The sequence below is a fragment of the Aeromicrobium sp. P5_D10 genome, from assembly GCF_054049535.1.
This window is the reverse complement of record NZ_JBFUME010000004.1, coordinates 308,515-335,512: the sequence shown is the minus strand read 5'-3', so window position 1 is coordinate 335,512 and position 26,998 is coordinate 308,515. Positions and strand designations below refer to the sequence as shown.

The window sequence follows — 26,998 nt, the reverse complement described above, 5'->3', positions numbered from 1 at the left end:
GAAACGTGAGGAATCAGTGTCCACGACCCCGCTCCGCATCGCCGGCGCCCCGATCTCCTGGGGTGTGTGCGAAGTCCCCGGCTGGGGATACCAGATGCCCGCCGATCGAGTCCTCACTGAGATGCAGTCCCTCGGGATCGTCGCCACCGAATTCGGCCCCGACGGCTTCCTTCCCGAAGACCCCACCGAGAAGGCCGAATTCCTGCACGGATACGGTCTCCAGGCCGTCGGCGGCTTCCTGCCCGTCGTACTGGCTGATCCCGATCACGATCCACTGCCCGAGGTCGACACGTTCATCGACGCCTGCCTTGCTTCCGGTGCCGGGGTCGTCGTGCTGGCGGCCTCGACAGGGGCCGATGGCTACGACGCCCGCCCGGTGCTGGACGAGCTGCAGTGGAAGACGCTGCTGATCAATCTCGACCGCATCGCCGATCACGCCGCGAGTCGCGGTGTGGTCGCCGCGATCCACCCCCACATGGGCACGCTGGTGGAGAATGCCGCCGATGTGCAGCGCGTCATCGAGGGCTCGCATGTGGGCTTGTGTATCGACACCGGGCACTTGGCCGCCGCTGGCGCCGATCCCGTCGCGATCGCGCTGGCCAACCTCGACCGAGTCAAGCATGTGCACCTCAAAGATGTCGACGCTGCTGCCGCGGCCAAGGTCGTGTCGGGCGAGGTGACCTTCGCCGACGCTGTCGCGGGAGGGATGTGGCAGATCCTCGGCGAGGGCGATGTCGACATCCGCGCCATGATCGCGGCGCTGCGTGCCCACGGCTACGACGGCTGGTGGGTGCTGGAGCAGGACGTCATGTTCAAGGACGGCGCGCCGTCCGGCGAAGGCCCCGTCGCCGACGTCCGCTCATGCCTGACGTTCGTTCAGGAGGCGCTTGCATGACAGGCCACGAACTCATCACGATGGGACGTGTGGGCGTCGACATCTACCCGGAACAGATCGGCGTCGGCCTCGAGGACGTGACGTCCTTCGCCAAATTCCTCGGCGGCAGCGCGACCAATGTCGCGGTCGCTGCTTCCCGCCTGGGCCGCCGTTCGGCCGTCATCACCCGCACGGGCGACGATCCGTTCGGCACGTTCATCCACCGCGCGCTCGGCGGCTTCGGCGTCGATGACCAGTTCGTGTCGCCTGTTGACGCACTGCCCACGCCCGTGACGTTCTGCGAGATCTTCCCGCCCGACGATTTCCCGCTGTACTTCTACCGCGAGCCCAAGGCTCCGGACCTCGAGATCAACGTCGACGAGCTCGATTTCGACGCGATTCGAGCGGCCGATGTCTTCTGGATCACGGTCACCGGCCTATCGCAGGAGCCCAGCCGCGAGGCACATCTCGCGGCGCTCGAGGCCCGTGGCACGCGTGGAATCACCGTCCTCGACCTCGACTACCGGCCCATGTTCTGGGAGTCGCCCGAGCAGGCCCATCAGCAGGTACAGGCCGCGCTGCCGCACGTCACGGTCGCCCTCGGCAATCGTGAGGAGTGCCAGGTCGCGGTCGGCGAGACCGATCCGCAGGCCGCCGCGAAGGCGCTGCGCGCGACCGGCGTCGAGCTCGCGATCGTCAAGCAGGGTCCCGCCGGGGTACTGGGGGTGCGGGGTGACGAGTCGGTCGTCGTTCCGCCGGTGCCGGTCGCCGTCGTCAACGGTCTCGGTGCGGGGGACGCCTTCGGCGGCTCGCTGGTCCACGGGCTGTTGAGCGGCTGGGACCTGACCCGGATGCTCTCGTTCTCCAATGCTGCCGGCGCCTATGTCGCCGGACAGTTGTCGTGCGCCGACGCTATGCCCACCGTCGACCAGGTCGACGCCGTTCTTTCTCGAGGAAGGGTCTGATGACCTCCGTCACCGCCCAGGACATCGCCCGGCTCGTCACGACCCGGGTCGAGCATCCCGAACGGGTCGCCGAGCTCAATGCATCGCGCACCCAGCCGACCAGCCTGGTCGGCAGCACCGGACGGCTGCTGCTCGTCGCTGCGGATCACCCCGCGCGCGGGGCGCTGCGCGCAGGCGACGATCCGCTCGCGATGGGCGACCGCGCCGAACTGCTGAATCGCATGGTGCGCGCGCTGGACCGTCCGGGCGTCGACGGCGTGCTCGGCACGGCCGACGTCATCGAGGACCTGTTGCTGCTCGGCGCACTCGACGACAAGGTTGTCATCGGTTCGATGAACCGTGGCGGACTGGCCGGGACGGTGTTCGAGATCGACGACCGCTTCACGGGCTTCGACGCAGCGTCGATCGCTTCGGCGGGATACCAGGGCGGCAAGATGCTGTTCCGGATCGACCCCACGGACCCCGCGACGCCGGCCACGATGCAGGCCTGCGCCCAGGCCGTCGACGAGCTCGCACAGAGCCGGGTCATGGCGATGGTCGAGCCCTTCATTTCCGGACGGGACGAGTCGGGGCGCATGCGCAATGACCTGTCGACCGAGGCTGTCGTCCGTTCGGCGACGGTTGCAGCAGGACTGGCCTCGACTTCGGCGTACACCTGGCTCAAACTGCCGGTTGTCGACGATATGGAGGCGGTGCTGGCCGCCTCGACGCTGCCGGTCGTGCTACTCGGCGGCGAGGTCTCGTCCGATCAGGGCGCTCAGTTCGCCGCGTGGTCGAAGGCCCTCGCGAGCCCGACCGTGCGCGGTATGGTCGTAGGACGTTCGCTGCTGTTCCCGCCCGACGGCAACGTCGAAGGTGCCGTCGACACGACTGTGGAGATGATGACCGCGTGAGCTTGTCACATTCGAATCGTGTGGTCCGGGCCGGTGAGGCGGCGGCTGATCCGTTCACCCTGGAGATCGATCCGAAGACAGCCGGCTGGGAGTTCAGCGGTCTGCGGATCTTGGAGCTCGCTCCCGGACAGGCCGAGGACATCGCCACGGGCGAGTCCGAAGTCATGGTGTTGTCCCTCGGCGGGTCAGCGAGCGTGACCGTCGACGACGGCACATTCACCCTGGAAGGCCGCACCAACGTTTTCGCCGGTCCAAGTGATGTGGTCTACGCACCGCGTGACGCCCGGCTGAGCGTGTCGAGCGTCGACGGCGGACGTTTCGCGCTCGCTTCGGCGGCGTGCCAACGGCGCCTCGAACCGGCTTACTTGCCCAAGGCAGATGTCCCGGTCGAACTGCGGGGTGCCGGCCAGTCGAGCCGCCAGGTCAACAACTTCGGCATTCCCGGTGTCCTCGAAGCCGTGAATCTCATCGCGTGCGAGGTGCTGACGCCGGGCGGCAACTGGTCGTCGTATCCGCCGCACAAGCACGACCAGGAGCGCGATGGCGAGACCGCTCTCGAAGAGATCTACTACTTCGAGATCGCGGACGGCCCATCCGGTCCGGGCATCGGCTTCCAGCGGGTGTACGGCCACGAGGATGCCGAGATCGACGTCTCGGCCGAGGTCCGCAGCGGCGATGCCGTCCTGATCCCGCACGGCTGGCACGGCCCCTCGATCGCGGCCCCCGGCTACGACATGTACTACCTCAATGTCATGGCCGGACCGGGCGCCGAGCGCGCCTGGTTGATCTGTGACGATCCGGCCCACGCCTGGGTGCGCGGCACCTGGGCCGACCAGGCCGTCGACCCGCGGCTGCCCTTCGGAGAGGGGGACTCCCGATGACTGTTCTCACTGTTGCTCAGGCGGCCGTGCGCTTCCTCGAGGCCCAGTACGTCGAACGTGACGGCGAGCGCGGGCTGTTCTTCGCCGGCTGCTGGGGCATCTTCGGCCACGGCAATGTCGCCGGCGTCGGCCAGGCGTTGTTGGAGCGCGAGCAGTCCGGCGATCCGTCCCATCTGCGTTTCTTCCACGGCCGCAATGAGCAGGCCATGGTGCACGCCGCTGTCGCGTACGCCCGCCAGGCGGACCGGATGACCGCGATGGCCGTCACGGCGTCCGTCGGTCCGGGTGCCACCAACATGGTCACCGGCGCTGCGCTCGCGACGATCAACCGGCTGCCCGTGCTGTTGTTGCCGGGCGACACGTTCGCGACCCGCGTCGCGAGTCCCGTGCTCCAGGAACTGGAGAACTCCCAGCAGGGCGATATCTCGGTCAATGACGTGTTCCGGCCCGTCTCGGTGTACTTCGACCGGGTCGACCGCCCCGAACAGCTTGCCTCGGCGTTGCTGCACGCGATGCGCATCCTGACCGATCCGGCCGAGACCGGCGCCGTGACGATCGCGCTGCCGCAAGACGTGCAGGCCGAGTCGTTCGACTTCCCTGACGAGCTGTTTGCCGAACGGGTGTGGCATATGGCCCGCCCGGTGCCTGAGCCGTCCGCGCTCGATCGCGCAGTGGCGGCCATCAGGTCGGCCCGCAAGCCGTTGATCGTCGCTGGTGGCGGGGTCATCTACTCACAGGCATCCGACGCGCTGCGCAGGTTCGTGGAGGCGACCGGAATCCCGGTAGCCGAATCACAGGCCGGCAAGGGCTCGCTGCCGTACGACCACCCGCAGTCGGTCGGCGCGATCGGGGCGACCGGAACGACGGCCGCCAATGCGCTGGCCGCCGAGGCGGACGTCGTGATCGGTATCGGCACCCGGTACAGCGACTTCACGACGGCGTCCCGCACGGTGTTCCAAGACGGCGGCGTGCGGTTCGTCAACCTCAACGTGTCGGCCTTCGACACCCACAAGCACTCGGCGATCAGCCTCGTGGCCGACGCCCGCGAAGGTCTCACGACACTGGCCGCGGCGCTGGACGGATGGACCGCGGACGCCACGCACACCGCGCGGGCGACCGAGCTGGCGTCCGAGTGGGACGAGATCGTGCAGCGGGCCTACGACGGTGTCGGTGCGCCGGAGATCGCCGACGGCCTGGCGATCCAATCGCAGGTCATCGGTGCGGTCAACGAGCTGTCCGATCCTCGCGATGTCGTGGTGTGTGCGGCCGGTTCGATGCCCGGTGATCTGCACAAACTCTGGCGCACCCGCGATCGCAAGGGCTATCACGTCGAATACGGCTTCTCCTGCATGGGTTATGAGATCGCCGGGGGACTCGGCGTCAAGCTCGCCGCCCTCGATGCCGAGGACGATCGCGATGTCTTCGTGATGGTCGGCGACGGTTCGTACCTGATGATGAACACCGAACTCGTCACGGCGGTAGCCGAGGGCATCAAGGTCATCGTCGTACTGGTCCAGAACCATGGCTACGCCTCGATCGGAGCGCTGTCGCAGTCGCTCGGCTCTCAGCGCTTCGGCACGTCGTACCGTTATCGGACGGCCAGCGGACTCGACGGCGACAAGCTGCCGGTCGACCTGGCGGCCAATGCGGCAAGCCTCGGCGCTGACGTCCTGGCCGTCGCGGGCATCGAGGAGTTCCGTGCCGCAGTGCTCAAGGCCAAGGCATCGACACGCACGACCGTGATCCACGTCGAGACCGATCCCATGGTTCCGGCGCCTGACAGCCCGGCATGGTGGGACGTCCCGGTCGCCGAGGTATCGGTCCTCGATTCGACGCAGCAGGCCCGCCGCACCTACGAAGACCACAAAACCCGTCAGCGCGGCTACCTCGCGCCGACATCAGAACATCAGAGGGGCAACGCATGACGCAGACTCAGTCCACGACATATGGCCACTACATAAATGGCAAGAGCTTCCAGGGCGAGAGCGATCGCTTCGGCGACGTCTACGACCCCGCACGCGGTGCGGTGAAGTCGCAGGTGCGTCTCGCGACCGCCGGTGACGTCGACGCGGCCGTCGCGGCAGCCGCCAAGGCGTTCGAGACCTGGTCCGAGACGTCGGTCACCGCACGGTCGCGGATCATGTTCGACTTCCGGCAGTTGCTTGTCGAGCACGAGGACGAGCTCGCGCAGATCATCTCGTCAGAGCACGGCAAGACGATCGACGATGCCAAGGGCGAAGTCGTCCGTGGCCGTGAGGTCGTCGAGTTCGCGGCCGGCATCCCGCAGCTGCTCAAGGGCGAGTACAGCGACCAGGTCTCCGGCAGCGTCGACTCGCACACGTTCCGTCAGCCCATCGGCGTCGTCGCGGGGATCACGCCGTTCAACTTCCCGATCATGGTGCCGTTGTGGATGCACCCTGTCGCGATCGCGACTGGCAACACGTTCATCCTCAAGCCGTCCGAGCGGGTTCCGGGGGCTTCTGACCTCGTCGCTCGTCTCTACACCGAGGCCGGACTGCCCGACGGCGTGTTCAACGTCGTGCACGGTGACAAGGTCGCGGTCGACGCGATCCTGGAACACGCCGGCATCGCGGGCGTCTCGTTCGTCGGCTCGACGCCGATCGCCAAGTACGTCCACGAAGGTGCCTCGCGTACAGGCAAGCGGGTGCAGGCGCTCGGCGGAGCCAAGAACCATGCCGTCGTGATGCCCGACGCCAACCTCGACTTCGCGGCGGACCACATCGTCGCCGCGGGGTACGGCTCGGCCGGACAGCGCTGCATGGCGATCTCCGCCGTCGTCGCCGTCGGACCTGCCGCAGACGCCCTGGTCGACAAGATCCGCGAACGGTCGGTCGACCTCAAGGTCAGCGTCGGCACCGATCCGGACGCCGAGATGGGCCCTGTCGTCACCAAGGCGTCGCAGCAGCGCATCATCGACTACATCGGGCAGGGCGAAGCGGCCGGCGCGAAGGTCATCGTCGATGGACGCGACCTGGTCGTCGACGAGTACGAAGAGGGCTTCTTCGTCGGCCCCTCGCTGCTCGACAACGTCACGACTGACATGTCGGTGTACACCGACGAGATCTTCGGACCCGTGCTCACCGTGCTGCGGGTTCCGACGCTGGATGCGGCGATCGAGCTCATCAACTCGAATCCGTACGGCAACGGCACAGCAGTGTTCACTTCCTCGGGTGAGGTGGCACGAACCTTCCAGCGGAAGGTCCACGTGGGCATGATCGGCATCAACGTGCCGGTTCCGGTCCCGATGGCCTTCCATTCATTCGGAGGCTGGAAGGATTCCCTGTTCGGCGACCATCACATCCACGGTCCCGAAGGAGTGCGGTTCTACACGCAGGCCAAGGTCGTCACCACCCGGTGGCCCCATGTCAGTGAGGAATCACTCGCCCAACTGAACTTCCCGACGGCTCAATGACGCCGGGTTCCACATCAAGACAAGGAACACATCGATGAAAAGAAAGCTCACAATCGCTTGTGCGGTCGTCGCAGCTGGTGCGCTGCTTGCCGCCTGCAGCGGAACCGGCAAGGAAGACAAGACCGAAGCCAAGGCCACGGATCTCAAGTACGCCGTGATCACGCACAGTGGTCCCGGCGACGCATTCTGGGACCGGGTCAAGTCCGGCGCTGAGAAGGCCGGCAAGGACTACGGTGTCGAGGTCAAGTACACCAACGACAACGATCCGGCCAAGCAGTCGCAGCTGATCGACAGCGCCGTCGCCGACAAGTACGACGGCATCGTGGTCTCGATGGCCAACCCTGACGGCCTCGAAGACAGCATCAAGAAGGCCGTCGCCGCGGGCGTCCCGGTCGTCACGATCAACTCCGGCGTCGACCGTTTCAAGGAATTCGGCGCGATCACGCATATCGGGCAGACCGAGACCATCGCCGGTGAGGCTGTCGGCGAGCGGCTCAAGTCCGAAGGATTCAAGAACGGGATCTGCGTGATCCAGGAGGCCGGAAACGTCGGCCTCGAGGAGCGCTGCAAGGCCGTCGCGAAGACGTTCGGCGGCAATATCTCCAACCTGCAGGTCGACGGCAAGAATGACGCCGCGGTTCAGTCGACGATCACCTCCAAGCTGCAGACCGACAAGGACATCGACGTCGTGCTGACGCTCGGCGGACAGTACGCGATCGACGCCGTCGGTTCGATCGAAGAGTCGGGCAGCTCGGCCAAGCTGGCAACGTTCGACCTCTCCGAGGACGTCATCAAGAACATCCAGTCCGACAAGATCCTGTTTGCGGTCGACCAGCAGCCGTACGTCCAGGGCTTCTTGGGTGTCACGACGCTGTACCTGAAGGACATCAACGGCAATGACGTCGGTGGCGGCCAGCCGATCAACTCCGGTCCGGCCTTCATCACGAAGGACAACGCTGACGCGGTTCTGGAGTTCGCCGCGAACGGAACCCGCTGATTTGATCCTGGGGCCCGGCTTGTCCGGGCCCCAGGGCCAATGGCCCGAATTGGAGCAGAACATGACGACAGCTACAGCGGTCGACGAGCGCGTCGCTCGGACCTCGACCCTCACCAAGCTCATGAAACGTCCGGAGATCGGCGCGTTGGTCGCGGCCATCGTCATCTTCGTGTTCTTCGCGGCGACGACTGACACGTTCGCGAAGAGCCAAGGCGCATCGACCTGGTTGTCCGGAGCATCGACGATCGGCATCATGGCCGTGGCTGTCGCGCTACTGATGATCGGCGGCGAATTCGACCTCTCGGCCGGTGCGATGACCGGTACGACGGGACTCATCGTCGGCATCTTGACGACCGAGTACGGACTCAATGTGTGGGCCGCGATCCTCGTCTCGCTGATGGTCGCGCTGTTCGTCGGCATGATCAACGGCATCCTGGTCATGCGGACCGGATTGCCGAGCTTCATCGTGACCTTGGGAACGTTCTTCGTCCTGCAGGGGGTCAACCTCGCCGGTACCAAGGCATTGATCGGACAGGTCGCGATCCAGGGACTCAGCAATGTCCCGTTCTACGATCAGGCCAAGGCCGTGTTCGGTGCCTCGATCGACATCAACGGCTCCACCAGCGCCGGTGGTGCTCTGTACGTCTCGGTGTTCTGGTGGATCGGCGTCACGGTCCTGGCCACGTGGGTCCTGCTGCGCACCAAGGTCGGCAACTGGATCTTCGCGGTCGGCGGCGCGCAGACATCTGCCCGTCAGGTCGGCGTCCCGGTCTTCAGGACCAAGGTCGCCTTGTTCATGACGACGTCGGCAGCGGGCTGGCTCGTCGGGATGCTCCTGGTGTTCCGCACCTCGACGGTCCAGGCCGGAACGGGTGTCGGCCAGGAGTTCATCTACATCATCTGCGCGGTCGTCGGCGGCTGCCTCATGACCGGTGGCTACGGCTCGGCGATCGGCGCGGCTCTGGGTGCGCTGATCTACAGCATGGTCAACCAGGGCATCGTGTACAGCGGCTGGGAGAACGACTGGTTGTTCGCCTTCCTCGGCGTGATGCTTCTGGTGGCGGTGCTTCTCAACGAATGGGTTCGCAAGCGAGCGGAGTTGGCCAAATGAGTAAGAAGACAGCAACCTCACCCGTGACGAAGGCCGTTGTGCCTCCTGCGCTGGGCACGACGATCGTCGAGGTCAAGGACATCGGCAAGCGTTATGGCAACATCATCGCGCTGAGCGACGTCTCCACGTCCGTCCGGGCCGGTGAGGTCACCTGCGTGCTGGGCGACAATGGCGCGGGCAAGTCGACGTTTATCAAGATCCTGGCCGGAGCGCACGAGCACTCCGACGGCGAGCTGGTCATCGACGGCAAGGCCACGACGTTGTCCAGCCCCCGCGAGGCACTCGAGTTGGGCATCGCGACGGTCTATCAGGATCTCGCGGTCGTTCCGCTGATGCCGGTGTGGCGCAACTTCTTCCTCGGCAGTGAGATCTCCAAGGGCGTAGGCCCGTTCCGCCGCCTCGACGTCGACGAGATGAAACGGATCAGCAAGGCTGAGCTCGCCGCGATGGGAATCGATCTGCGCGATGTCGAGCAGCCGATCGGCACGCTCTCGGGTGGTGAGCGGCAATGCGTCGCGATCGCCCGCGCCGTGTACTTCGGTGCCCGGGTGCTGATTCTCGACGAGCCGACCGCGGCGTTGGGCGTCAAGCAGTCCGGCGTCGTGCTGAAGTACATCGCCAAGGCCCGTGATCGTGGGCTAGGCGTCGTGTTCATCACCCACAATCCGCATCACGCGTACCCCGTGGGCGACCGGTTCATGTTGCTGCGACGTGGCAAGAGCATGGGTGACTTCCCGAAGGCCGAGATGACGCTCGAAGAGTTGACCTCGATGATGGCCGGCGGTGCCGAGCTGGAGTCATTGGCCCACGAACTCGCCAACACGATGGGCGAGGACTCGCAGATCGCCCGGGACATGAAGGCAGAGGTCCAGTGACGCGGGACCTCCGTGTCGGGATCGTGGGGTTGGGCTGGATGGGGCAGGTGCACGCACGTGCCCTGACCCGGCTGACCCAGCACTACACCGACAGCCCGCTCACGCCGCGACTCGTGGCCGTCGCAGACACTGCGACGGATGACCGACTGCAACGCGCCGTGACGGCCTACGGCTTCGAGCACCTGGTGTCGGACTGGCGCGATCTCGTGACCCGCGACGACATCGACCTGGTGTGCGTCACAGGCCCGAACTTCATCCACCGCGACGTCGCGGTGGCCGCGGCCAATGCCGGCAAGCACCTGTGGGTCGAGAAGCCCGCAGGCCGTGACTCGATGGAGACCCGTGAGATCGCCGAGGCGGTCGCGGCCGCGGGCGTCCAGGCCGCCGCAGGCTTCAACTACCGCAACGTGCCGGCCGTCGAGCTCGCCCGGGATCTGATCAAGAGCGGTCGTATCGGCAGCGTCGAGCACACGACGGTGCGTTTCATCTCCGACTACGCGGCGCACCCTGACGGCGCGCTGTCGTGGCGGTTCCAGAACGAATTCGCCGGGACCGGGGTGCTGGGTGACCTGGTCAGCCATGCCGCCGACCTGGCCCGGTACGTCGTGGCGGACATCGCCGAGCTGGTCGTCGACCGTTCGACATTCATCCAGCAGCGGCCCGAGGCGCGGGCAGGTGCGATGCATTACGAGCGCGGCTCAGGCGCGATGGGCGATGTCGAGAACGAGGACTACGTCAACGCTCTGCTGCGGTTCGCCGATGGTTCACGCGGCATCTTGGAGTCGAGCCGATCGGCCGTCGGCGAGCAGAACAGGTACGGCATCGAGGTGCACGGCACAACCGGCGCGATCTCGTGGGACTTCCGGCGGATGAATGAGCTGCAGGTGTGCCTCGATCAGGATTACCAGAACGCGTTCTACTCCACGCGGTACGCGGCCCCCGGGGACGGTGAGCTGGCTGCCTTCCAGCCCGGGGCCAACAATCCCATGGGCTTCGACGACCTCAAGGTCATCGAAGCCCGGCGCCTCGTAGAGTCGATCGCGACGGGCAAGCCGGTCGGTGCCACCATCTCGGACGCGCTGGTCGCGGCCTCCACGGTCGACGCGATGATCGTGTCGGCAGACGAAAGGCGTTGGGTCACCCTATGAGCGAGCGCCAGCGAGTGAACGATCAGACTCTCACAGCGGTACGTCCGTATCGTTGTGCTTTTCCAACGGAGGTGCCGCTATGAGCTTGCGAGTGGGAGTTATCGGTGCGGGAGCGATGGGGGCCGACCACGTCCGCACCCTGACCGCGAGCGTGCCGGCGGCACGGGTCTCGATGGTGTTCGACATGGACGTCGAGCGTGCCAAGGCCGTGGCCGCCACCGCGTCGGGGCTCGCCGCCGACTCGGCCGAAGAGCTCATCGCGTCGAATGACGTCGATGCGGTCATCATCGCCTCGCCCGACTTCACCCACGCCGATCTGACCAAAGCCTGCTTCGCGGCCGGCAAGCCTGTGTTGTGCGAGAAGCCACTCGCGGTGACGGCCGCCGATGCGCTCAGCGTCGTCGAGGCCGAAGTCGCGTTGGGGCGGCGTCTGCTGCAGGTGGGCTTCATGCGTCGCTACGATCCCGGCTTCGTGGAGCTTCGGCGCACCGTGACCGAGAAGATCGTCGGCGACGTCAGGCTCGTCCACGCGGTGCACCGCAATGCGTCCAGCAGCACCAGCACGAGCGATGCGGGCCTGATCACCGGATCGATGATCCACGAGCTCGACACGATCCCGTGGTTGCTCGACGACCCGATCGTGGGCATCAGGGTCGAGTCGCCCATCGTCGAGGGTTTCCGCGATCCGCAACTCGCCACGATCTGGACGCGCGGGGGAATCATGGTCACCGCCGAGGTCTTCGTCAATGCCGGCTACGGCTATGACGTCCGCTGTGAGGTCGTGGGCAGCCGGGGGACGTCATCGCTGGTACCGACCCCGTCGGTCAGCACCCGCATCGCCGGTGTCGACGGCGTGCCGGTGCGCGATGATTTCGTGGCTCATTTCGCCGATGCCTACCGGATCGAGTTGTCGGCCTGGGCAGACTCCGCGTTGACCCACGGTGTCAGCGGGCCGAGTGCCTGGGACGGCTACGTCGCGAACGTCGCGGCCGAGGCCGGTGTCGCCTCGCTGGCTTCGGGGAGGCGCGAGAGCGTGGATCCGGGGGAGCGGCCGGCGTTGTACGCCTAGACCCTGACCGGGCCGGTCGTGCTGCGGGCCACGAGGTGTGGAGTCAGGACGACGTCACGGGCCGCGCCGCCCGCGAGGAGGTCGAGAGCGCCCTCGATCGCGCTCTCGGCCATCTCGGCGGCATTCTGCGAGATCGTCGACATCTGGGCGTGGGGGCCTATCGCCAGGCGTGAGTCGTCGTAGCCGATGACCGAGACGTCGTCGGGCACATCGCGGTGCCGTCGCACGAGCAGGTCGAGAGCGCCGGCCGCGCAGCGGTCGTTGAAGGCCACGATCGCGGTGATGTTGGGCAGGCTGGTCAACAGGTCGGCGGTGGCCTCGAATCCCTCGGCCTCGGTCGGACCTCCGGCCACCACGAGAGGGACCAGGCCGCGACGCTGGCACGCCTCGGCGAAGCCAAGACGTCGGTCGTCGGCACCTGGTGCGTGGCCGCCGTCGATGTGCACGATGTGCCGGTGGCCGAGCTCGACGAGATGATCGACCGCCAACCCGACACCCTCGGCGTCATCGCTGCGCACCGACGAGATCGTGTCGACCTCGCTGCGTCGGGCGACCAGCAACAGCGGCACCCGTTCTGCCGTCGTGGCCAGGGCCTCGTCGGTCAGGGTCGATCCGAGGAGCACGCCGACCTCGCAGCGTTCCCGCAGCAGCGCTTGGATCGCCGCGTTCTCGTCGCGAGTCGGTGCGACCGCGCTGATCGCCAGGTCGTAGCCATGTCGTGCGGACGCCGCATAGAGGTGTTCGACGATGTCTCCGTGGAAGGGCTGGTGCAGATCGAAGGTGACGCCGATGAGCCGCGATGACGTCTGCCGCAGCTTGCGGGCCCGCTCGTCCGGGACATAGCCCATCTGGTCGGCGACCTCGCGGATCCGGCGTCGGGTCTCGTCGCTGGCACCGGCGACGTCACGCATCACGATCGACACGAGCGCGGTGGAAACCCCTGCCGCGCGGGCCACATCAGCCTGGGTCGGATCGGCCACGCGTGCTCCTGTCTGGGTGTGTTGACGCTCGAACAGCGATCAGTATATCCTCAATCTACTAGTACGTACTAGTCCTGTTATTGCAGGTAATAGTTAAGGTGGTTCGCTGTGTCGACTCCCGTTCGGATCGGCCTCATCGGCGCCGGTCGCATCGGTGCTTCCCATGCGTCGGTCATTGCTCGTCGCGTCCCGGAGGCCGAACTGGTCGCCGTGGCCGATCCGCGTCCCGGGGCGGCGGCTTCGATCGCCGAGCCGCTCGGTGCCCGCGGTGAGACGTCCCCCGAAGCCATCCTGACCGCCGACGACATCGACGCCGTCGTGATCGCGGCTTCGTCGACTGCGCACTCCGAGCTGATCGTCACTGCGGCGAATGCCGGCAAGCACGTCTTCAGTGAGAAGCCGGCCGGGATGTCGCTCGACGAGATCCACGCGGCCCGCTCGGCCGCGGCTCGGGCGGGGGTTGTCTTCCAGGTCGGTTTCAATCGGCGTTTCGCCCGCGAGTTCATCACGGCCCATGACTTGATCGCTGCAGGGGAGTTGGGTGCGGTGCGACAGCTGCGTTCGTTGACCCGTGACCCTGGCCGCGGTCCCGGCGACCCCGACGCGGTGCCCGAGTGGACGATCTTCACCCAGACGCTGATCCACGACTTCGACACGCTCAACTGGCTCAACCCCGGCGCGCGGGCGGTCGACGTCATCGCGACCGCGGGATCGCTCACGGCGCCGGGACATCCCACCCTTCTCGATCACGCCACCGCCGTGATCCGTTACGACAACGGTGCGATCGCGACGGCGGAGGCGAGTTTCGCCGCGACGTACGGCTACGACGTGCGCGGGGAGGTTCTGGGATCCGAAGGGATGGTCACGATGGGGGAAGGCGCCCAGTCCTCGCTGCGATTGCACAACGCCGCCGGGCGGCTTGCGACGACATCGCACAGCGATACCGAGTTGCTCCTCGATGCGTACACGGGCGAGTTCGCCGAGTTCGCAGCTGCCGTGCGAGAAGGACGTGCCGCGAGTGTGACGGGTGACGATGCATTCGCCGCGTTCGCAATCGCCCAGGCGTGCATCGACTCGATCGTGACCCGCGCACGCGCGGAGGTCGTCCGATGACGTTCACGCTCGCGATCTGCTCCGAGATGGTCTACACCGACCTGCCCCACCTCGACCGCGTCGAACGGATCCATGCGGCGGGATTCGCCGCGGAGATCTGGGACTGGACGGCCAAAGACCCTGCCGCGTTGATCGCCACCGGAGCGACGTTCACGTCGATGACCGGCTACGTCTCAGGAGACCTCATCACCCGCGAGGGCGCTGACGAGCTGCTGCGCACGGCTGAACTGTCGATCCCGTTCGCTCAGGCGATCGGGTCACCCTCGCTCAACCTGCACGGCACGGGCTTGGGGGAGGGCGGTATCCCCGTTCGGCCCGTGGAGGTCGTGACGGGTGACATGTGGCTGGCCGCGCTTCGCACCTTGACCTGTGTCGCCGAGCTCGGCGAGACCCATGGGGTCACATTCGTACTGGAGAATCTCAACACCGAGGTGGATCATCCCGGAACGCCGTTCGGCAAGGCGGCCGACACGTTGGCGTTGGTCGCTGCCGTTGACAGTCCGCACCTGAAGATGAACCTGGATCTGTATCACGCGCAGATCGGCGAAGGGAATCTCGTCGAGCTCATCCGACGGGCTGTTCCGCACGTCGGTGAAGTCCAGGTCGCCGACGTCCCGGGACGCTGCGAGCCCGGGACGGGTGAGGTCAATTGGCCGTTCGTCGCCGGGGCGTTGGCGGACGCCGGCTACGACGGCGTCGTCGCGATGGAGGCCTTCGCCTCGATCCCGGGGACGGCTGGCAGTGACCTTGCACTCGCAGCCTTCCGCGAAGCCTTCACCATCTGACCCCCTCCCCGCTGACGAGGCACTTGCTGCCCCTCGGCGAGGTGGTCGACGCCCTGCGCTTGGGGCGGCAACCACCTCCTCGGAGGGCCGTAACCCCCTCGTCAGCGGTGGGGGTCAGGGGTCGAGGAAGGCTCCCGGCTCGTTGTACGGCGTGACGACCTGGATGTGGGACGGCAGGGAGTGAACGGGGCCCGGGAGGGCGCTGTTGGCCTGGAGGATGACTCGGCAGGCTCGGCGCATGTCGGCGCGGAGGTCGTGGTGCAGGACCGCTGACAGCCGTCGTTGGCGCAGCAGCGCCGAGTTGTCGTGGTCGAGGTCGTGCGCGATGAAGGCCCGACACGGCCGGCCAGTCACCTCGAACGCCTCCAGCGTCGCCAGGTTGCCGCCACCGATCGAGTAGACCGCGTCGATGTCCGGGTGTTTCGCCAGCGCTGCACGGACGGTGTCGAGCATCGAGGCATCCAGACCGTCGGTGCCGCCGATCTCGCGCACGGGCCGTCCCGGCACGAGCTCTGCCCAGGTGTCGCGGAATCCGACGGCGCGGTCGTCCTCACCGCGGAACGTCGAGCTGCTGAGCGTCATCAGCACCGATCCGGTCGAGTCGGACGTCCACTGGGCCAGCAGATAGGCAGCCGTGGCTCCTGCCGCCCGGTTGTCGATCCCGATGTAGGCGACCCGGCGGCTGCGGGACACGTCGGTCACGAGCGTCACGACCGGGATTCCCTGATCTGCGAGGTCGTCGATCGCCGTAGCGACTTCTGGAGAGTCAGGGGCCTTGAGGATCACGCCCTGAGATCCCCGTCGCGCGATGCCGGCGAGGGTGCGGACCGCGTCGGCAGGTGAACTGGGCTCCTGCAGGTGGAACCTCGACCGGACGGCGGCAGGTCGCAACTGCGGCAGCTCCGCCTCCAAGGCCGCCCGCACCGCCGACGAGAACCGTGCGGGCGTCTGCATCACGAGGTCGACGAGGAACGTCCGGCGGCCGATCCGCAGCTGTGAGGCCTGCCGGTCGAGGTCGGCGACGGCCTGCTCGACTTCGGCGATCGTGCTGGCGCGGACGCCCGGACGCCGGTTCAGGACGCGGTCGACTGTGGCCAGGCTGAGCCCGGACTGTTGCGCGATCTCGCGCAGCCGGTAGGGATGGGCCATCAGTCTTCCGTTGAGGTGTTTTTGAGGTGTTTTAACGTCTCCGTGAGCCTAGCGCGAGAACTACCGTCGAAGAACAGCCAGAGCACACAGCCGGAGCAAAGGAGCATCCATGTTCAGCACCGTCACAGCGTCCCGCCTGCGCGAGACCGACTGCCGGATCGACGACTTCGACGCCGTCGTCGCGGAGGTGACCGACCCCGCTGACTACCCGTTGGCCCACGGGGTCGACCACGGCGTCCTCATCTATGAGTCCGAGGTCCTGCGACAAGCTGATCCCGTCGAGGCGGAAGGCGAGCTTGCCCGGGCACTCAGTGACGGTCCCGGCATCGTCGTGCTGAAAGGCGCCTACCCCGATCACGCCGTCGTCGACCGGGTCACCGCAGTCTTCGACGAGATCATCGCCGCCGAACGTCTCGCCGGCACCGCGCCGGGCGACCACTTCGCCAAGCCCGGAGCCAACAGCCGGGTCTGGAACGCATTGGAGAAGCTCGCGCTGCGCGACCCGGAGGCGTTCGTCGACTACTACGCCAACGACATCATCGCCCTGATCTCCCGAGCCTGGCTCGGGCCCGGCTACCAGGTCACCTCACAGGTCAACGTCGTCCGCCCCGGCGGTGTCGCTCAGGACCCGCATCGCGACTACCACCTGGGCTTCTTGTCGAACGAGGTCGTCGAGCGCTATCCGACGCACGTCCATGTGCTGTCGCCGACGCTGACCTTGCAGGGTGCCGTCGCGCACTCCGACATGCCCGTGGAGAGCGGACCGACGATGTACCTGCCGCACTCGCACAAGTACGCCCCCGGTTACCTTGCCTGGCGACTGCCGGAGTTCCGTGAGTATTTCGCCGAGCACTACGTGCAGCTTCCGCTCGCCACCGGAGACGCGGCCTTCTTCAACCCGGCGCTGTTCCACGGCGCCGGCACCAACGCCTCGGCCGACGTCCAGCGCATGGCCAACCTGCTGCAGGTGTCGTCGGGCTTCGGCCGCGCCATGGAGTCGGTCGACCGGGCCCGCATGTCGAAGGCCGTCTACCCGGTCCTCGCCGCACGGCGGGACGCCGGCACCGATCCGGCGCAGCTCGCCAACGCGATCGCGGCGACGGCGGAGGGCTATCCCTTCCCGACCAACCTCGATCGTGACCAACCCATCGGCGGGCTGACCCCGCTCGCCCAGAGCGAGCTGCTGCAGCAGGCGCTCGCCGAGGACTGGTCGTCAGCCCAGCTCGACGAGGCGATCGTCGCCTACTCCGACCGCCGCCGGACCGATGGCTGAGCGCCTCCTGGACGGCAAGATCGTCCTGGTCAGCGGCGGAACCCAAGGAGTTGGCGGGGCAGCCGCCCGCGCGGCCGTCGCGGAAGGAGCCTCGGTTGTGGTGACCGGACGTCGCCGCGACGTCGGCGAGGCGTTCGTGTGCGACGTCGGCGACGCCGCGAGCTTCGTGCAGTGCGACGTCGCCGACATCGCCCAGGCGCAGGCGGCCGTCGCAGCAACGATCGAGCGACACGGACGGATCGACTCGCTCGTCAACGCGGCAGGCCTGACCAGCAGAGGAACGCTGCTGGACACCACGCCCGAGCTGTTCGATCAACACGTCGCCGTCAACCTGCGAGCGCCGTTCTTCCTCATGCAGGCGGCCGTCGCCGACATGGTCGGACGCGGTGCTCCAGGAACCGTCGTCAACATCCTCACGATGTCCTCGCACGGCGGGCAGCCCTTCCTGGCGGCCTACTCCTCGACGAAGGCCGGACTCGCGGGGCTGACCCGCAACATCGCCCACGCCCACCGCTGGGACCGCATCAGGGTCAACGGCATCAACATCGGCTGGACCGAGACCGAGGGTGAGGACGCCGTGCAGCGGGAGTTCCACGACGCCGACGACACGTGGCTGGAGCAGGCGAACGCGTCCCAGCCGATGGGGCAGCTCGGTCAGGTCGACGACATCGCGGCACTGGTCGTCCTGCTCCTGTCGGAGCGCAGCGGAGTCGTCACCGGTTCGGTCATCGACTGGGACCAGCAGGTCCTGGGCGGCCTGGATTGAGGCGACTCGCGGCAGTGCTCGTATGCCATCAGCGAACAGTCGTGTTTTCGCGTGTGTTCGTCGCACCGGCCGTCTAGGTTTGGGGACGTGAACACATCGGACAGCTCCAGCCCACTGTCGCCGAGGATGGCCGGCGAGGCCGGCCCCTCGGATCTCGACGGCCACATCTACCAGCGGCTTCTCAAGGAACGCATCGTGTTCCTCGGTTCAGAGGTGCGCGACTCCAACTCCAACGCGATCTGCGCCCAGATGCTCCTGCTCAACGCAGAGGATCCGCAGGCCGACATCTTCTTGTACATCAACAGCCCCGGCGGCTCGGTCGATTCCGGTATGGCGATCTACGACACGATGCAGTTCATCTCGAACGACGTCGCAACGTTCGGCATGGGTCTGGCCGCCTCGATGGGCCAGTTCCTGCTCGCAGCCGGCACAGCGGGCAAGCGCTACGCCCTCCCGCACGCGCGCATCATGATGCACCAGCCTTCCGGCGGCATCGGCGGTTCGGCCTCGGACATCAAGATCCAGGCCCAGCAGAGCGTCCTGCTCAAGAAGCAGCTCAATGAGCTCCAGTCGCTGCACAGCGGCCAGACCGTCGAGCAGATCGAGCTCGACTCCGACCGCGACCGGTGGTTCACGCCGTCGCAGGCCAAGGAGTACGGCCTTATCGATCACGTCGTCAAGACCGCAGGAGATATCAGCGCATGAGTTACTACATCCCGCAGTGGGAAGAGCGCACGTCATACGGTTTCCGGCGCATCGATCCCTACACCAAGCTGTTCGAAGACCGCATCATCATGCTGGGTACGCCGATCAGCGATGATGTCGCCAATGCCGTCATGGCGCAGCTCATGAGCCTGCAGGCCATGGACCCCGATCGTGACATCAGCATCTACATCAACAGCCCCGGTGGCTCGTTCACCGCGTTGACGGCGATCTACGACACGATCCGCTACATCAAGCCCGACGTGCAGACACTGTGCCTGGGCCAGGCAGCCTCGGCAGCGGCGATCCTGCTCGCCGCGGGAACGCCGGGCAAGCGCCTCGCCCTGCCGAACAGCCGCATCCTGATCCACCAGCCCTACACCGAGGGCACCGGCGGGCAGATCTCCGACCTGGAGATCCAGGCCAATGAGATCTTCCGGATGCGCGAGCTCATGGAAAAGATGCTGTCCGACGCGACCGGCAAGTCGATCGAGGAAGTCAGCAAGGACGTCGACCGTGACAAGATCCTGACCGCGCAGCAGGCCGTCGAGTACGGCCTCGTGGACGAGGTTCTCGACACGCTCAAGGTCCCGGCCATCTAGTCAGTCTCATCGCGACATCCGGTGTGGTGACCGAGACGATGTGGCATTTCGCCGCTACGGTGGAAGGCACGTCGTCTCGGTCGCTCGTCGGAAGTCTTCAGCGCAGGCGTTGACACGTCTTGGTAGGAAGGGTCTCTCTCCATGGCACGCATTGGTGAAACAGCCGATCTGCTCAAATGTTCTTTCTGCGGAAAGAGCCAGAAGCAGGTCAAGAAGCTCATCGCCGGTCCCGGCGTGTACATCTGCGATGAATGTATCGACCTGTGCAACGAGATCATCGAGGAGGAGCTGGCCGAAGGCGCCGAGCTGAGTCTCGGTGAGTTGCCCAAGCCGCAAGAGATCTTCGACTTCCTCAACGGTTATGTGATCGGTCAGGACGGTGCGAAGAAGTCGCTGGCCGTCGCGGTCTACAACCATTACAAGCGCGTCCAGGCTCAAGCTGCCGGCGCACGTGGCAAGGAAGACCAGGTCGAGCTGGCCAAGTCCAATATCCTGCTCGTCGGACCGACCGGCTGTGGCAAGACCTACTTGGCGCAGACCCTCGCGCGCATGCTCAACGTGCCGTTCGCGATCGCCGACGCCACGGCACTGACCGAGGCGGGCTATGTCGGCGAGGATGTCGAGAACATCCTGCTCAAGCTGATCCAGGCCGCCGACTACGACGTCAAGAAGGCCGAGACCGGCATCATCTACATCGACGAGGTCGACAAGATCTCGCGCAAGAGCGAGAATCCGTCGATCACCCGCGATGTGTCGGGCGAAGGCGTCCAGCAGGCACTGCTGAAGATCCTCGAGGGAACGACTGCCTCGGTTCCTCCCCAGGGCGGCCGCAAGCACCCGCACCAGGAGTTCATTCAGATCGACACGACCAATGTGTTGTTCATCGTCGGCGGTGCGTTCGCAGGTCTCGACCAGATCATCGAAGGTCGCAGCGGCAAGATGAGCCTTGGCTTCAACACGGCCAAGCAGGACATCGGCACCACGACCGAACCTCATAAGCTCTACTCCAAAGTACTGCCCGAGGATCTGCTGAAATTCGGTCTGATTCCCGAGTTCATCGGTCGTCTGCCGGTGATCGCTGCGGTCGACAATCTCGACCAGGACGCGCTCGTCGCGATCCTGACGGAGCCGCGCAATGCGCTGACCAAGCAGTACGTCCGGCTGTTCGAGATCGACGGTGTCGAGCTCGAATTCAGCAAGGAGGCCGCCGAAGCGATGGCCGAACTCGCATTGGAGCGTGGCACCGGTGCGCGTGGTCTGCGATCGATCATCGAAGCAGTTCTCGAACCGGTCATGTACGAGATCCCCAGCCGTGACGACGTCGCGAAGGTCATCGTGACGGCCGCGACGGTCGCCGGCGCGGAGGGCCCGCAGGTGTTGACCCACGACGAGGTGGCCAAGAAGGCGTCTTAGTCCTCTGCCCAGAGGATAGGCCCAGTGGGTAGGTTTGCGACATGACCTCTGTCGACATCGCCCTTCTGGGCGCCACAGGCTTCACCGGGGCGCTCACCGCTGACTATCTGAGTACCCATCTACCTGCCGGTGCCACCTGGGCCATCGCCGGGCGAAATCCGACCAAGCTCGCGGCGATCGCCGAGCGGGTCGAGACCCTAGGCGGCGTCCGGCCCGAGGTCATCGCGGCCGACACCGAGGATGCCGCGTCGATGGCTGCGCTCGCTCAGAGCACGCGGGTGCTCATCACGACGGTGGGACCCTACGTCCGTCACGGTGAGCCGGCCGTCAAGGCAGCGGCAGAGGCCGGTATCGCGTACGTCGACCTGACCGGTGAGCCGGAGTTCGTCGATGCGATGTGGCTGAAATACGACAGCGTCGCGAAGGAGACCGGCGCACGGTTGATCCACGCCTGCGGATTCGACTCGATTCCCTACGATCTGGGCGTGCTCTACACCGTCGAGCAGATGCCCGAGGGAGTGCCGATCTCCGTCGAGGGTTACATCCGCGCCGGTGGAGTCGCCTCCGGTGGGACCTATCACTCGGCGATCGGGGCGTTCGGGCGAATCCGTCAGGCGGGGCAGACCGCTGCCGAACGCCGTAAGCACGAGGTCCGTCCCGAGGGGCGCAAGGTCCGCGGCGGAGGCAAGATCGGTCGTGGTGCCGGTGGGTCGGGGTGGGCCTTGCCACTGCCCACGATCGATCCCCAGATCGTGTTGCGGTCGGCCAGGTCGTTGGAACGGTACGGCCCAGAGTTCAGCTATTCGCATTTCGCGCAGTTCAAGCGACTGCCGATGATGCTTGGCACGGTGGCTGGCGGAGCGTTCCTGCTCGCGGGAGCGCAGCTCAAACCGACGCGTTCGTTGTTGCTGAAACTCAGGTCGCCGGGGGACGGACCGTCGGACGAGAAGCGGGCTAAGTCCTGGTTCAAACTTCGGCTGGTGGCCACAGGCGGTGGCACAACTGTGACGACCCAGGTCAGCGGCGGTGACCCGGGCTATACCGAGACTGCCAAGATGCTGAGCGAGTCGGCCCTCTGTTTGGCGTTCGACGAGTTGCCGCACGTGTCAGGGCAGACCACGACGGCAGTGGCCATGGGAGACAAACTGATCGGACGCCTGCAGGCGGCGGGTCCGCGATATCGCGGACAGAACCCGATTCTTACGTCTACTCGGGCTGGGCCGGGGTGGCTTGGACGGTGAACCCGTCTGCGGCTTCGTCTGCGGTCAGCGTTGGTTCCTCCGTGACCCTTCCGGCGGCGATGACATCGGGCAGCGCCAAGGACAGCAGTTCGAGCGCGGCAGCCTTGCCGCTGATCGCGAGGCTCGTGATCTCGGTCTTCTGACTGACCTTGGCGGTCGACTTGGCGCCCCGGATGTCGGCCAGCACGGCGGCGGCGGCGCTGAGCACACCTGGATCTTGATCCGACGTCTTCAGGTCGATCGCGTTGACCGGCCATGCCGAACGGTGGATCGATCCCTCCTGCCACCATGACCAGACTTCTTCGGTCACATACGGCAGGAACGGGGCCAGCAGGCGCAGCTGCACCGAGAGGGCCAGGACGAACGCGCTCTTGGCCGACGCGCCGCCCGCATCGTCGCGGCGCGACCGCTCCTTGACCAGCTCGAGGTAGTCATCGCAGAAGGCCCAGAAGAACTTCTCGGTGACTTCGAGCGCCGTGGCGTAGTCGAACTCCTCGAACGCCGCTGTCGCCTCGTCCACGACAGCGCGCAGCTTGGTGAGCATGGCCAGGTCGATGGGCTCGGTGACCCGGGCGGTGTCGAGGTACGACGCATCGGCGCCGAGACCGTACTGTTCCTCCGACGCCAGCACGAACTTGCTGGCGTTCAGCACCTTCATGGCAAGCCTGCGGCCGACCTTCATCTGGGCCTCGTCGAAGGGCGAGTCGGTGCCTGGACGGGCACCGGCCGCGCGCCATCGCACGGCGTCGGCGCCGTATTTGGTCAAAATCTCGTCGGGGACGACGACATTTCCCTTGGACTTGCTCATCTTCTTGCGATCGGGGTCGACCACGAAGCCCGAGATGGTGGCATTGCGCCACGGCGCGGCACCGTTCTCGAGGTGTGCGCGCACGACGCTGGAGAACAGCCAGGTGCGGATGATGTCGTGCGCCTGTGGGCGGACGTCCATGGGGAAAGTGCGCTCGAACAGATCGTTGTCGGTCTCCCAGCCGCACACGATCTGCGGTGTCAGCGATGACGTGGCCCAGGTGTCGAGCACGTCGGGGTCGGCCATGAAGCCACCGGCCTGGCCGCGCTGCGACTCCTCGAAGCCTTCGGGTGCCTGGGCAGCAGGATCGACCGGCAGGCTTGCCTCGTCGGCCAGGATCGGGTTGTCGTAATCGGGCTCGCCGGCTTCGTCGAGGCGGTACCAGACCGGGAAGGGGATCCCGAAGAAGCGCTGACGTGAGACGAGCCAGTCGCCGTTGAGCCCGTCGATCCAGTTGGTCAGACGTGACTGCATGTACTCGGGAACCCAGTTGATCTCATCGCCGCGAGCGACCAGAGCCGTGCGGAGGTCGGCCGAGCGTCCGCCGTTGGTGAGGTACCACTGGCGGGTCGAGACGATCTCGAGCGGCTTGTCGCCCTTCTCGTAGAAGTTCGCCATTCGCTGCGTCGCCTTGGGATCGCCGTCGAGTTCACCGGATGCCTTGAGAGCCTCGACGACGAGTTCACGTGCCGAGAACGTCGTCTTGCCGGCCAGCGACGTGTAGAGCTCACGGCCGCCATCGCTGCTGATCCAGTCGGGCACATCGGGCAGGATGCGACCGTCGCGACCGATGATCGTCCGGTTCGGCAACTGCAGCTCACGCCACCAGATGACGTCGGTCAGATCGCCGAACGTGCAGCACATCACGATGCCCGAACCCTTGTCGGGATCGGCGAGGGTGTGCGCGACGACCGGGACTTCGACGCCGAACAGCGGGGAGGTCACAGTTGTGCCGACCAGACCCTGGTAGCGCTCGTCGTCGGGGTGCGCGATCAGCGCGACGCAGGCGCCGATCAGCTCGGGGCGGGTCGTCTCGATGTAGACGTGGGAGCCTTCGGCTCCGGGGATTCCCATGGTTGGGGTGAACGCGACGCGGTGGTACGCGCCGGGGTACTCGCGTGCTTCGAGCTCTGCCTGCGCGACAGCGGTCTGGAAGGTCACGTCCCACAGCGTCGGAGCGTCTTGCTGATATGCCTCTCCGCGAGCCAGATTGCGCAGAAACGCGCGCTGGGAGACAGCACGCGACTTGTCACCGATCGTGGTGTAGGTCTGGCTCCAGTCGACGCTGAGACCCAGCGTGCGCCAGAGCTTCTCGAAGACCTTTTCGTCTTCTTCGACGAGCTCATTGCACAATTCGATGAAGTTCTGCCGGCTGATCGGGATCTGCCGCTTGGGATCGGGCTTCTCCGGAGGAGTGAAGTCGGCGTCGTAGGGCAGCGACGGATCGCAACGGACGCCGAAGTAGTTCTGCACCCGACGTTCGGTGGGCAGACCGTTGTCGTCCCAACCCATCGGGTAGAAGACTTCCTTGCCCTGCATCCGCTGGTAGCGGGCGACCAGATCGGTATGTGTGTAGGAGAACACGTGACCGACATGCAAGGAGCCCGACACCGTCGGCGGCGGGGTGTCGATCGAGAACACCTCGTCGCGGGTCTTGGTGCGATCGAATGTGTAGGTGTCCTGCTCGGCCCACCGCTTCGACCAGGTGTCCTCGAGGCCTTCGAGGACGGGCTTCTCGGGGACGCCGACCCTGCTGCTGGTTTTGTCGAGTTCGCTAGTCACGACAGGCAAGTCTAGGTGTCGCTGGAGTAGGTCAGGCTCTTGGCCTGCACCGGCGTCTCCTCCTCGGGTACGTCTTGCTTCTGAGCGAGCTTGCTGGGCCACCAGATGTGGCGACCGATGTCGAGGTTGAGCGCCGTCACCAGGACCGATCGCACGATGATCGTGTCGAGCAGAACACCCAGCGCTACCACGAATCCGAGCTCGGCCAAGAAGACGATCGGCAGTGTCGCCAGAGCTGTGAACGTGCCGGCCAGCACGAAGCCCGCCGACGTGATCACGCCACCGGTTGCGGCCAGGCCGATCAGCGCCCCGCGACGTGTACCGAATCTCAACGACTCCTCACGGACCCGGGTCATCAAAAAGATGTTGTAGTCGATGCCGAGCGCGACCAAGAACACGAAGGCGAACAGCGGGAACGACGAATCGGCACCCTCGAAGCCGAAGATGTGCTGGAAGACCAGTGCGCTGATGCCGACGGCCGCAGCGAACGAGATCACGACGGTCACCAGAAGGATCAACGGCGCGGCGATGGATCGCAGCAACAGCGCCAGAATCAAAAGTACGACCGCCAAGATGATCGGGATGATCAGTCTGTTGTCGGCGCCGGAGGCGTTCTGGACGTCCTTGTTGACTGCCGTGTTCCCACCGACGAGCGCATCGGCGCCGTCGACCGCGTGTACCGCATCACGGACCCGATCGACGGTCGCGAAGGCGTCCTTGGAATCGGGCGCAGACGTCAGCGTTCCTTCGAGGTAGGCGATGGGGCTGCCGGCCGGGCTCTTGAGTGCAACGGTGGCGGCGTCGATTCCGTCGACCTCGGCGAATGCGGTCTTGACCGCATCGGCGGAATCGCCATTGGCGATGACCGCGACGGGGGAGCCGGCGCCGCCGGGGAAGTGCTCGGCCAGCTTCTGCTCGGCCAGGACGGAAGGCTGTTCTTTGGTGAAGCTCTGCTCATTGGTCAGGCCGTCGGCGTCGAGCTGGGGGATGCCGAACGAGAAGCCGATCAGCACGAGCGTCGTGACGACCCAGACGGCCCGTGGGGCCTTCTTGATGCGTCGCCCGACCTTGGCCCAGAACCCGGTCTCACTGCGCAGGGGTGCACCGAACCGGGGCACGAACGGCCAGAAGATCCAGCGGCCGACGATGACCAAGAGGGCAGGCAGCATCACGAGCATGACAAGTAGGGCGCAGGCGATGCCGGCAGCGCCAACCGGGCCGAGGCTGGCCGTGGAGTTCATCTGCGCGAACATCAGGCACAGCAAGCCGATGATGACGGTTGCACCGCTGGCCAGAACCGCCGGCGCCGCGCGGTGAAGCGCGTGCGCCATGGCTACATGGCGGTCCTCGTAGTTGTGCAGCTCCTCGCGATATCGGGCCACGATCAGCAATGCGTAGTCGACTCCTGCGCCGAGCACCAGGACGCTCAAGATGCCGGCGCTCTGTCCGTTGACCGTCAGGTCAGCGTGTTTGGCAAGCAGGTACACGACACCCTGGGCGATTCCGACCGCACCGACACCGCACAACAAGAACAGCAGCGCGAGCTGCAGGCTGCGATAGGTGATCAGCAAGATCACGAAGACGATCGCAACGGCGGCGAGCAGCAAGATCCCATCGATTCCCGAGAAGGCCTCGGCCTGGTCGGCGCCGAGTGCGGCCGGACCGGCCAGACTCACGTCGAGGCCCTCGGCGTTCTTCTCGGCAATGGCTCGAATGTCGTCGACCCGGTCGGGCAGATCCTCCCAGCCGTCCTCACTCATTCGAATCGTCGCGATGGTCTGCAGAGCTTCGCCGTCCTCGGAGGGGATCGGGCCGGTGACATTGCCCTGGACCGTCTCGACCTGGCCCAGCGCGGCGACATCGGACTTGGCCTTGGCCAGATCGGCCGGTGTGATGCCGCCCTCTCGGGTGTAGAGCACGACGGCCGGGATGTCGTCGGGGTTGGAGAACTGCTGAGCCTTGTTGATGACCTTGGTCGACTCGGCATCGCCGGGCAGCCAGGAGGCGATGTCATTGTCTTGAACGCTGGTGAGTTTGGAACCCAGGGATCCCATCACCACCAGAGTCATCAGTGAGAGTGCGAGTACGACCCACTTGATCCAGCGGTGCGTGATCCATCCGGCGATGCTGCGATTCAT

23 protein-coding genes are annotated in these 26,998 nt (G+C 66.0%); 19 read left to right on the top strand and 4 right to left on the bottom strand.

The genetic code is table 11. From position 1 onward, the window contains the following. The first annotated feature begins 16 nt into the window (after positions 1-16). From ACXJKC_RS09365 to ACXJKC_RS09315, 11 genes are all read left to right on the top strand, one after another. Complete coding sequence (locus ACXJKC_RS09365; protein ID WP_456696432.1) at positions 17-895, top strand: TIM barrel protein; 879 nt, start codon at positions 17-19, stop codon at positions 893-895. After that, the gene (gene iolC / locus ACXJKC_RS09360; RefSeq protein WP_456696431.1) at positions 892-1,839 is read left to right on the top strand and encodes a 5-dehydro-2-deoxygluconokinase; all 948 of its coding nucleotides are present in this window, start codon (positions 892-894) and stop codon (positions 1,837-1,839) included. Before ACXJKC_RS09365 ends, iolC begins: the two co-directional genes overlap by 4 nt. After that, a complete protein-coding gene (locus tag ACXJKC_RS09355; RefSeq protein ID WP_456696430.1) occupies positions 1,839-2,732 on the top strand; it encodes a Cgl0159 family (beta/alpha)8-fold protein in 894 nt (297 codons plus the stop codon). The genes iolC and ACXJKC_RS09355 overlap by 1 nt, the downstream gene beginning before the upstream one ends. Beyond that, the gene (iolB, locus tag ACXJKC_RS09350; RefSeq protein WP_456696429.1) at positions 2,729-3,613 is read left to right on the top strand and encodes a 5-deoxy-glucuronate isomerase; all 885 of its coding nucleotides are present in this window, start codon (positions 2,729-2,731) and stop codon (positions 3,611-3,613) included. Before ACXJKC_RS09355 ends, iolB begins: the two co-directional genes overlap by 4 nt. Next, a complete protein-coding gene (gene iolD, locus ACXJKC_RS09345) occupies positions 3,610-5,538 on the top strand; it encodes a 3D-(3,5/4)-trihydroxycyclohexane-1,2-dione acylhydrolase (decyclizing) (RefSeq protein WP_456696428.1) in 1,929 nt (642 codons plus the stop codon). Before iolB ends, iolD begins: the two co-directional genes overlap by 4 nt. Next, positions 5,535-7,046 (top strand): CoA-acylating methylmalonate-semialdehyde dehydrogenase, encoded by a 1,512-nt coding sequence (locus ACXJKC_RS09340; protein ID WP_456696427.1) that lies wholly within the window; start codon positions 5,535-5,537, stop codon positions 7,044-7,046. The genes iolD and ACXJKC_RS09340 overlap by 4 nt, the downstream gene beginning before the upstream one ends. Positions 7,047-7,080: 34 nt before the next feature. Next, positions 7,081-8,043 carry a sugar ABC transporter substrate-binding protein gene (locus ACXJKC_RS09335; protein WP_456696426.1) on the top strand — a complete coding sequence of 321 codons (963 nt, stop codon included), beginning with the start codon at positions 7,081-7,083 and terminating at the stop codon, positions 8,041-8,043. 61 nt (positions 8,044-8,104) lie between these two features. Next, complete coding sequence (locus ACXJKC_RS09330; protein WP_456696425.1) at positions 8,105-9,154, top strand: ABC transporter permease; 1,050 nt, start codon at positions 8,105-8,107, stop codon at positions 9,152-9,154. Beyond that, positions 9,151-10,029 (top strand): ATP-binding cassette domain-containing protein, encoded by an 879-nt coding sequence (locus ACXJKC_RS09325; protein ID WP_456696424.1) that lies wholly within the window; start codon positions 9,151-9,153, stop codon positions 10,027-10,029. The genes ACXJKC_RS09330 and ACXJKC_RS09325 overlap by 4 nt, the downstream gene beginning before the upstream one ends. Next, on the top strand, positions 10,026-11,177 hold the full coding sequence (locus ACXJKC_RS09320) for a Gfo/Idh/MocA family protein (protein ID WP_456696423.1): 1,152 nt from the start codon (positions 10,026-10,028) through the stop codon (positions 11,175-11,177). Before ACXJKC_RS09325 ends, ACXJKC_RS09320 begins: the two co-directional genes overlap by 4 nt. A gap of 79 nt (positions 11,178-11,256) precedes the next feature. Further along, positions 11,257-12,246: a Gfo/Idh/MocA family protein gene (locus ACXJKC_RS09315; protein WP_456696422.1), complete on the top strand. Its 990-nt coding sequence runs from the start codon at positions 11,257-11,259 to the stop codon at positions 12,244-12,246. On the opposite strand, the gene ACXJKC_RS09310 is transcribed toward ACXJKC_RS09315, so the two are convergent. Further along, the gene (locus ACXJKC_RS09310) at positions 12,243-13,226 is read right to left on the bottom strand and encodes a LacI family DNA-binding transcriptional regulator (protein WP_456696421.1); all 984 of its coding nucleotides are present in this window, start codon (positions 13,224-13,226) and stop codon (positions 12,243-12,245) included. The genes ACXJKC_RS09315 and ACXJKC_RS09310 overlap by 4 nt on opposite strands. 108 nt (positions 13,227-13,334) lie before the next feature. On the opposite strand from ACXJKC_RS09310, the gene ACXJKC_RS09305 reads away from it, so the two are divergent. Further along, the gene (locus tag ACXJKC_RS09305) at positions 13,335-14,339 is read left to right on the top strand and encodes a Gfo/Idh/MocA family oxidoreductase (RefSeq protein WP_456696420.1); all 1,005 of its coding nucleotides are present in this window, start codon (positions 13,335-13,337) and stop codon (positions 14,337-14,339) included. After that, positions 14,336-15,124: a TIM barrel protein gene (locus ACXJKC_RS09300; RefSeq protein WP_456696419.1), complete on the top strand. Its 789-nt coding sequence runs from the start codon at positions 14,336-14,338 to the stop codon at positions 15,122-15,124. The genes ACXJKC_RS09305 and ACXJKC_RS09300 overlap by 4 nt, the downstream gene beginning before the upstream one ends. Positions 15,125-15,238: 114 nt before the next feature. Here the strand turns inward: ACXJKC_RS09300 and ACXJKC_RS09295 are convergent, their stop codons facing one another. Continuing rightward, positions 15,239-16,273, bottom strand: coding sequence for a LacI family DNA-binding transcriptional regulator (locus ACXJKC_RS09295; RefSeq protein WP_456696418.1), 1,035 nt, complete (start codon positions 16,271-16,273; stop codon positions 15,239-15,241). A 109-nt stretch (positions 16,274-16,382) separates the two neighbouring features. Between ACXJKC_RS09295 and ACXJKC_RS09290 the strand changes: the two genes are divergently transcribed. From ACXJKC_RS09290 to ACXJKC_RS09265, 6 genes are all read left to right on the top strand, one after another. Next, on the top strand, positions 16,383-17,546 hold the full coding sequence (locus ACXJKC_RS09290) for a phytanoyl-CoA dioxygenase family protein (protein ID WP_456696417.1): 1,164 nt from the start codon (positions 16,383-16,385) through the stop codon (positions 17,544-17,546). Next, on the top strand, positions 17,539-18,312 hold the full coding sequence (locus tag ACXJKC_RS09285; RefSeq protein ID WP_456696416.1) for an SDR family oxidoreductase: 774 nt from the start codon (positions 17,539-17,541) through the stop codon (positions 18,310-18,312). Before ACXJKC_RS09290 ends, ACXJKC_RS09285 begins: the two co-directional genes overlap by 8 nt. 126 nt (positions 18,313-18,438) lie before the next feature. Beyond that, entirely contained in the window at positions 18,439-19,017 is a 579-nt protein-coding gene (locus ACXJKC_RS09280) for an ATP-dependent Clp protease proteolytic subunit (RefSeq protein ID WP_456696649.1), read from the top strand. Then, on the top strand, positions 19,014-19,616 hold the full coding sequence (locus ACXJKC_RS09275) for an ATP-dependent Clp protease proteolytic subunit (RefSeq protein WP_456696415.1): 603 nt from the start codon (positions 19,014-19,016) through the stop codon (positions 19,614-19,616). The genes ACXJKC_RS09280 and ACXJKC_RS09275 overlap by 4 nt, the downstream gene beginning before the upstream one ends. Positions 19,617-19,757: 141 nt before the next feature. Next, positions 19,758-21,029, top strand: coding sequence for an ATP-dependent Clp protease ATP-binding subunit ClpX (gene clpX, locus ACXJKC_RS09270; protein ID WP_456696414.1), 1,272 nt, complete (start codon positions 19,758-19,760; stop codon positions 21,027-21,029). A gap of 41 nt (positions 21,030-21,070) precedes the next feature. After that, positions 21,071-22,270 carry a saccharopine dehydrogenase family protein gene (locus ACXJKC_RS09265; protein WP_456696413.1) on the top strand — a complete coding sequence of 400 codons (1,200 nt, stop codon included), beginning with the start codon at positions 21,071-21,073 and terminating at the stop codon, positions 22,268-22,270. On the opposite strand, the gene valS is transcribed toward ACXJKC_RS09265, so the two are convergent. Together valS and ACXJKC_RS09255 are read right to left on the bottom strand one after the other, a co-directional pair. Continuing rightward, a complete protein-coding gene (gene valS / locus ACXJKC_RS09260; protein WP_456696412.1) occupies positions 22,236-24,860 on the bottom strand; it encodes a valine--tRNA ligase in 2,625 nt (874 codons plus the stop codon). The two genes, ACXJKC_RS09265 and valS, sit on opposite strands and share 35 nt — an antisense overlap. Positions 24,861-24,871: 11 nt before the next feature. Further along, positions 24,872-26,998 (bottom strand): MMPL family transporter, encoded by a 2,127-nt coding sequence (locus ACXJKC_RS09255; protein WP_456696411.1) that lies wholly within the window; start codon positions 26,996-26,998, stop codon positions 24,872-24,874.

What these genes read in the sequence shown, in the direction of transcription:
- ACXJKC_RS09335 (WP_456696426.1), top strand. Translation starts at nt 7,081, where the DNA reads ATGAAAAGAAAGCTCACAATCGCTTGTGCGGTCGTCGCAGCTGGTGCG.
- ACXJKC_RS09265 (WP_456696413.1), top strand. Translation starts at nt 21,071, where the DNA reads ATGACCTCTGTCGACATCGCCCTTCTGGGCGCCACAGGCTTCACCGGG.
- ACXJKC_RS09255 (WP_456696411.1), bottom strand. Translation starts at nt 26,998, where the DNA reads ATGAATCGCAGCATCGCCGGATGGATCACGCACCGCTGGATCAAGTGG.
- ACXJKC_RS09340 (WP_456696427.1), top strand. Translation starts at nt 5,535, where the DNA reads ATGACGCAGACTCAGTCCACGACATATGGCCACTACATAAATGGCAAG.
- ACXJKC_RS09325 (WP_456696424.1), top strand. Translation starts at nt 9,151, where the DNA reads ATGAGTAAGAAGACAGCAACCTCACCCGTGACGAAGGCCGTTGTGCCT.
- iolC (WP_456696431.1), top strand. Translation starts at nt 892, where the DNA reads ATGACAGGCCACGAACTCATCACGATGGGACGTGTGGGCGTCGACATC.
- clpX (WP_456696414.1), top strand. Translation starts at nt 19,758, where the DNA reads ATGGCACGCATTGGTGAAACAGCCGATCTGCTCAAATGTTCTTTCTGC.
- ACXJKC_RS09330 (WP_456696425.1), top strand. Translation starts at nt 8,105, where the DNA reads ATGACGACAGCTACAGCGGTCGACGAGCGCGTCGCTCGGACCTCGACC.
- ACXJKC_RS09280 (WP_456696649.1), top strand. Translation starts at nt 18,439, where the DNA reads ATGGCCGGCGAGGCCGGCCCCTCGGATCTCGACGGCCACATCTACCAG.
- iolD (WP_456696428.1), top strand. Translation starts at nt 3,610, where the DNA reads ATGACTGTTCTCACTGTTGCTCAGGCGGCCGTGCGCTTCCTCGAGGCC.
- ACXJKC_RS09290 (WP_456696417.1), top strand. Translation starts at nt 16,383, where the DNA reads ATGTTCAGCACCGTCACAGCGTCCCGCCTGCGCGAGACCGACTGCCGG.
- ACXJKC_RS09295 (WP_456696418.1), bottom strand. Translation starts at nt 16,273, where the DNA reads ATGGCCCATCCCTACCGGCTGCGCGAGATCGCGCAACAGTCCGGGCTC.
- ACXJKC_RS09275 (WP_456696415.1), top strand. Translation starts at nt 19,014, where the DNA reads ATGAGTTACTACATCCCGCAGTGGGAAGAGCGCACGTCATACGGTTTC.
- ACXJKC_RS09315 (WP_456696422.1), top strand. Translation starts at nt 11,257, where the DNA reads ATGAGCTTGCGAGTGGGAGTTATCGGTGCGGGAGCGATGGGGGCCGAC.
- ACXJKC_RS09300 (WP_456696419.1), top strand. Translation starts at nt 14,336, where the DNA reads ATGACGTTCACGCTCGCGATCTGCTCCGAGATGGTCTACACCGACCTG.
- ACXJKC_RS09355 (WP_456696430.1), top strand. Translation starts at nt 1,839, where the DNA reads ATGACCTCCGTCACCGCCCAGGACATCGCCCGGCTCGTCACGACCCGG.
- ACXJKC_RS09285 (WP_456696416.1), top strand. Translation starts at nt 17,539, where the DNA reads ATGGCTGAGCGCCTCCTGGACGGCAAGATCGTCCTGGTCAGCGGCGGA.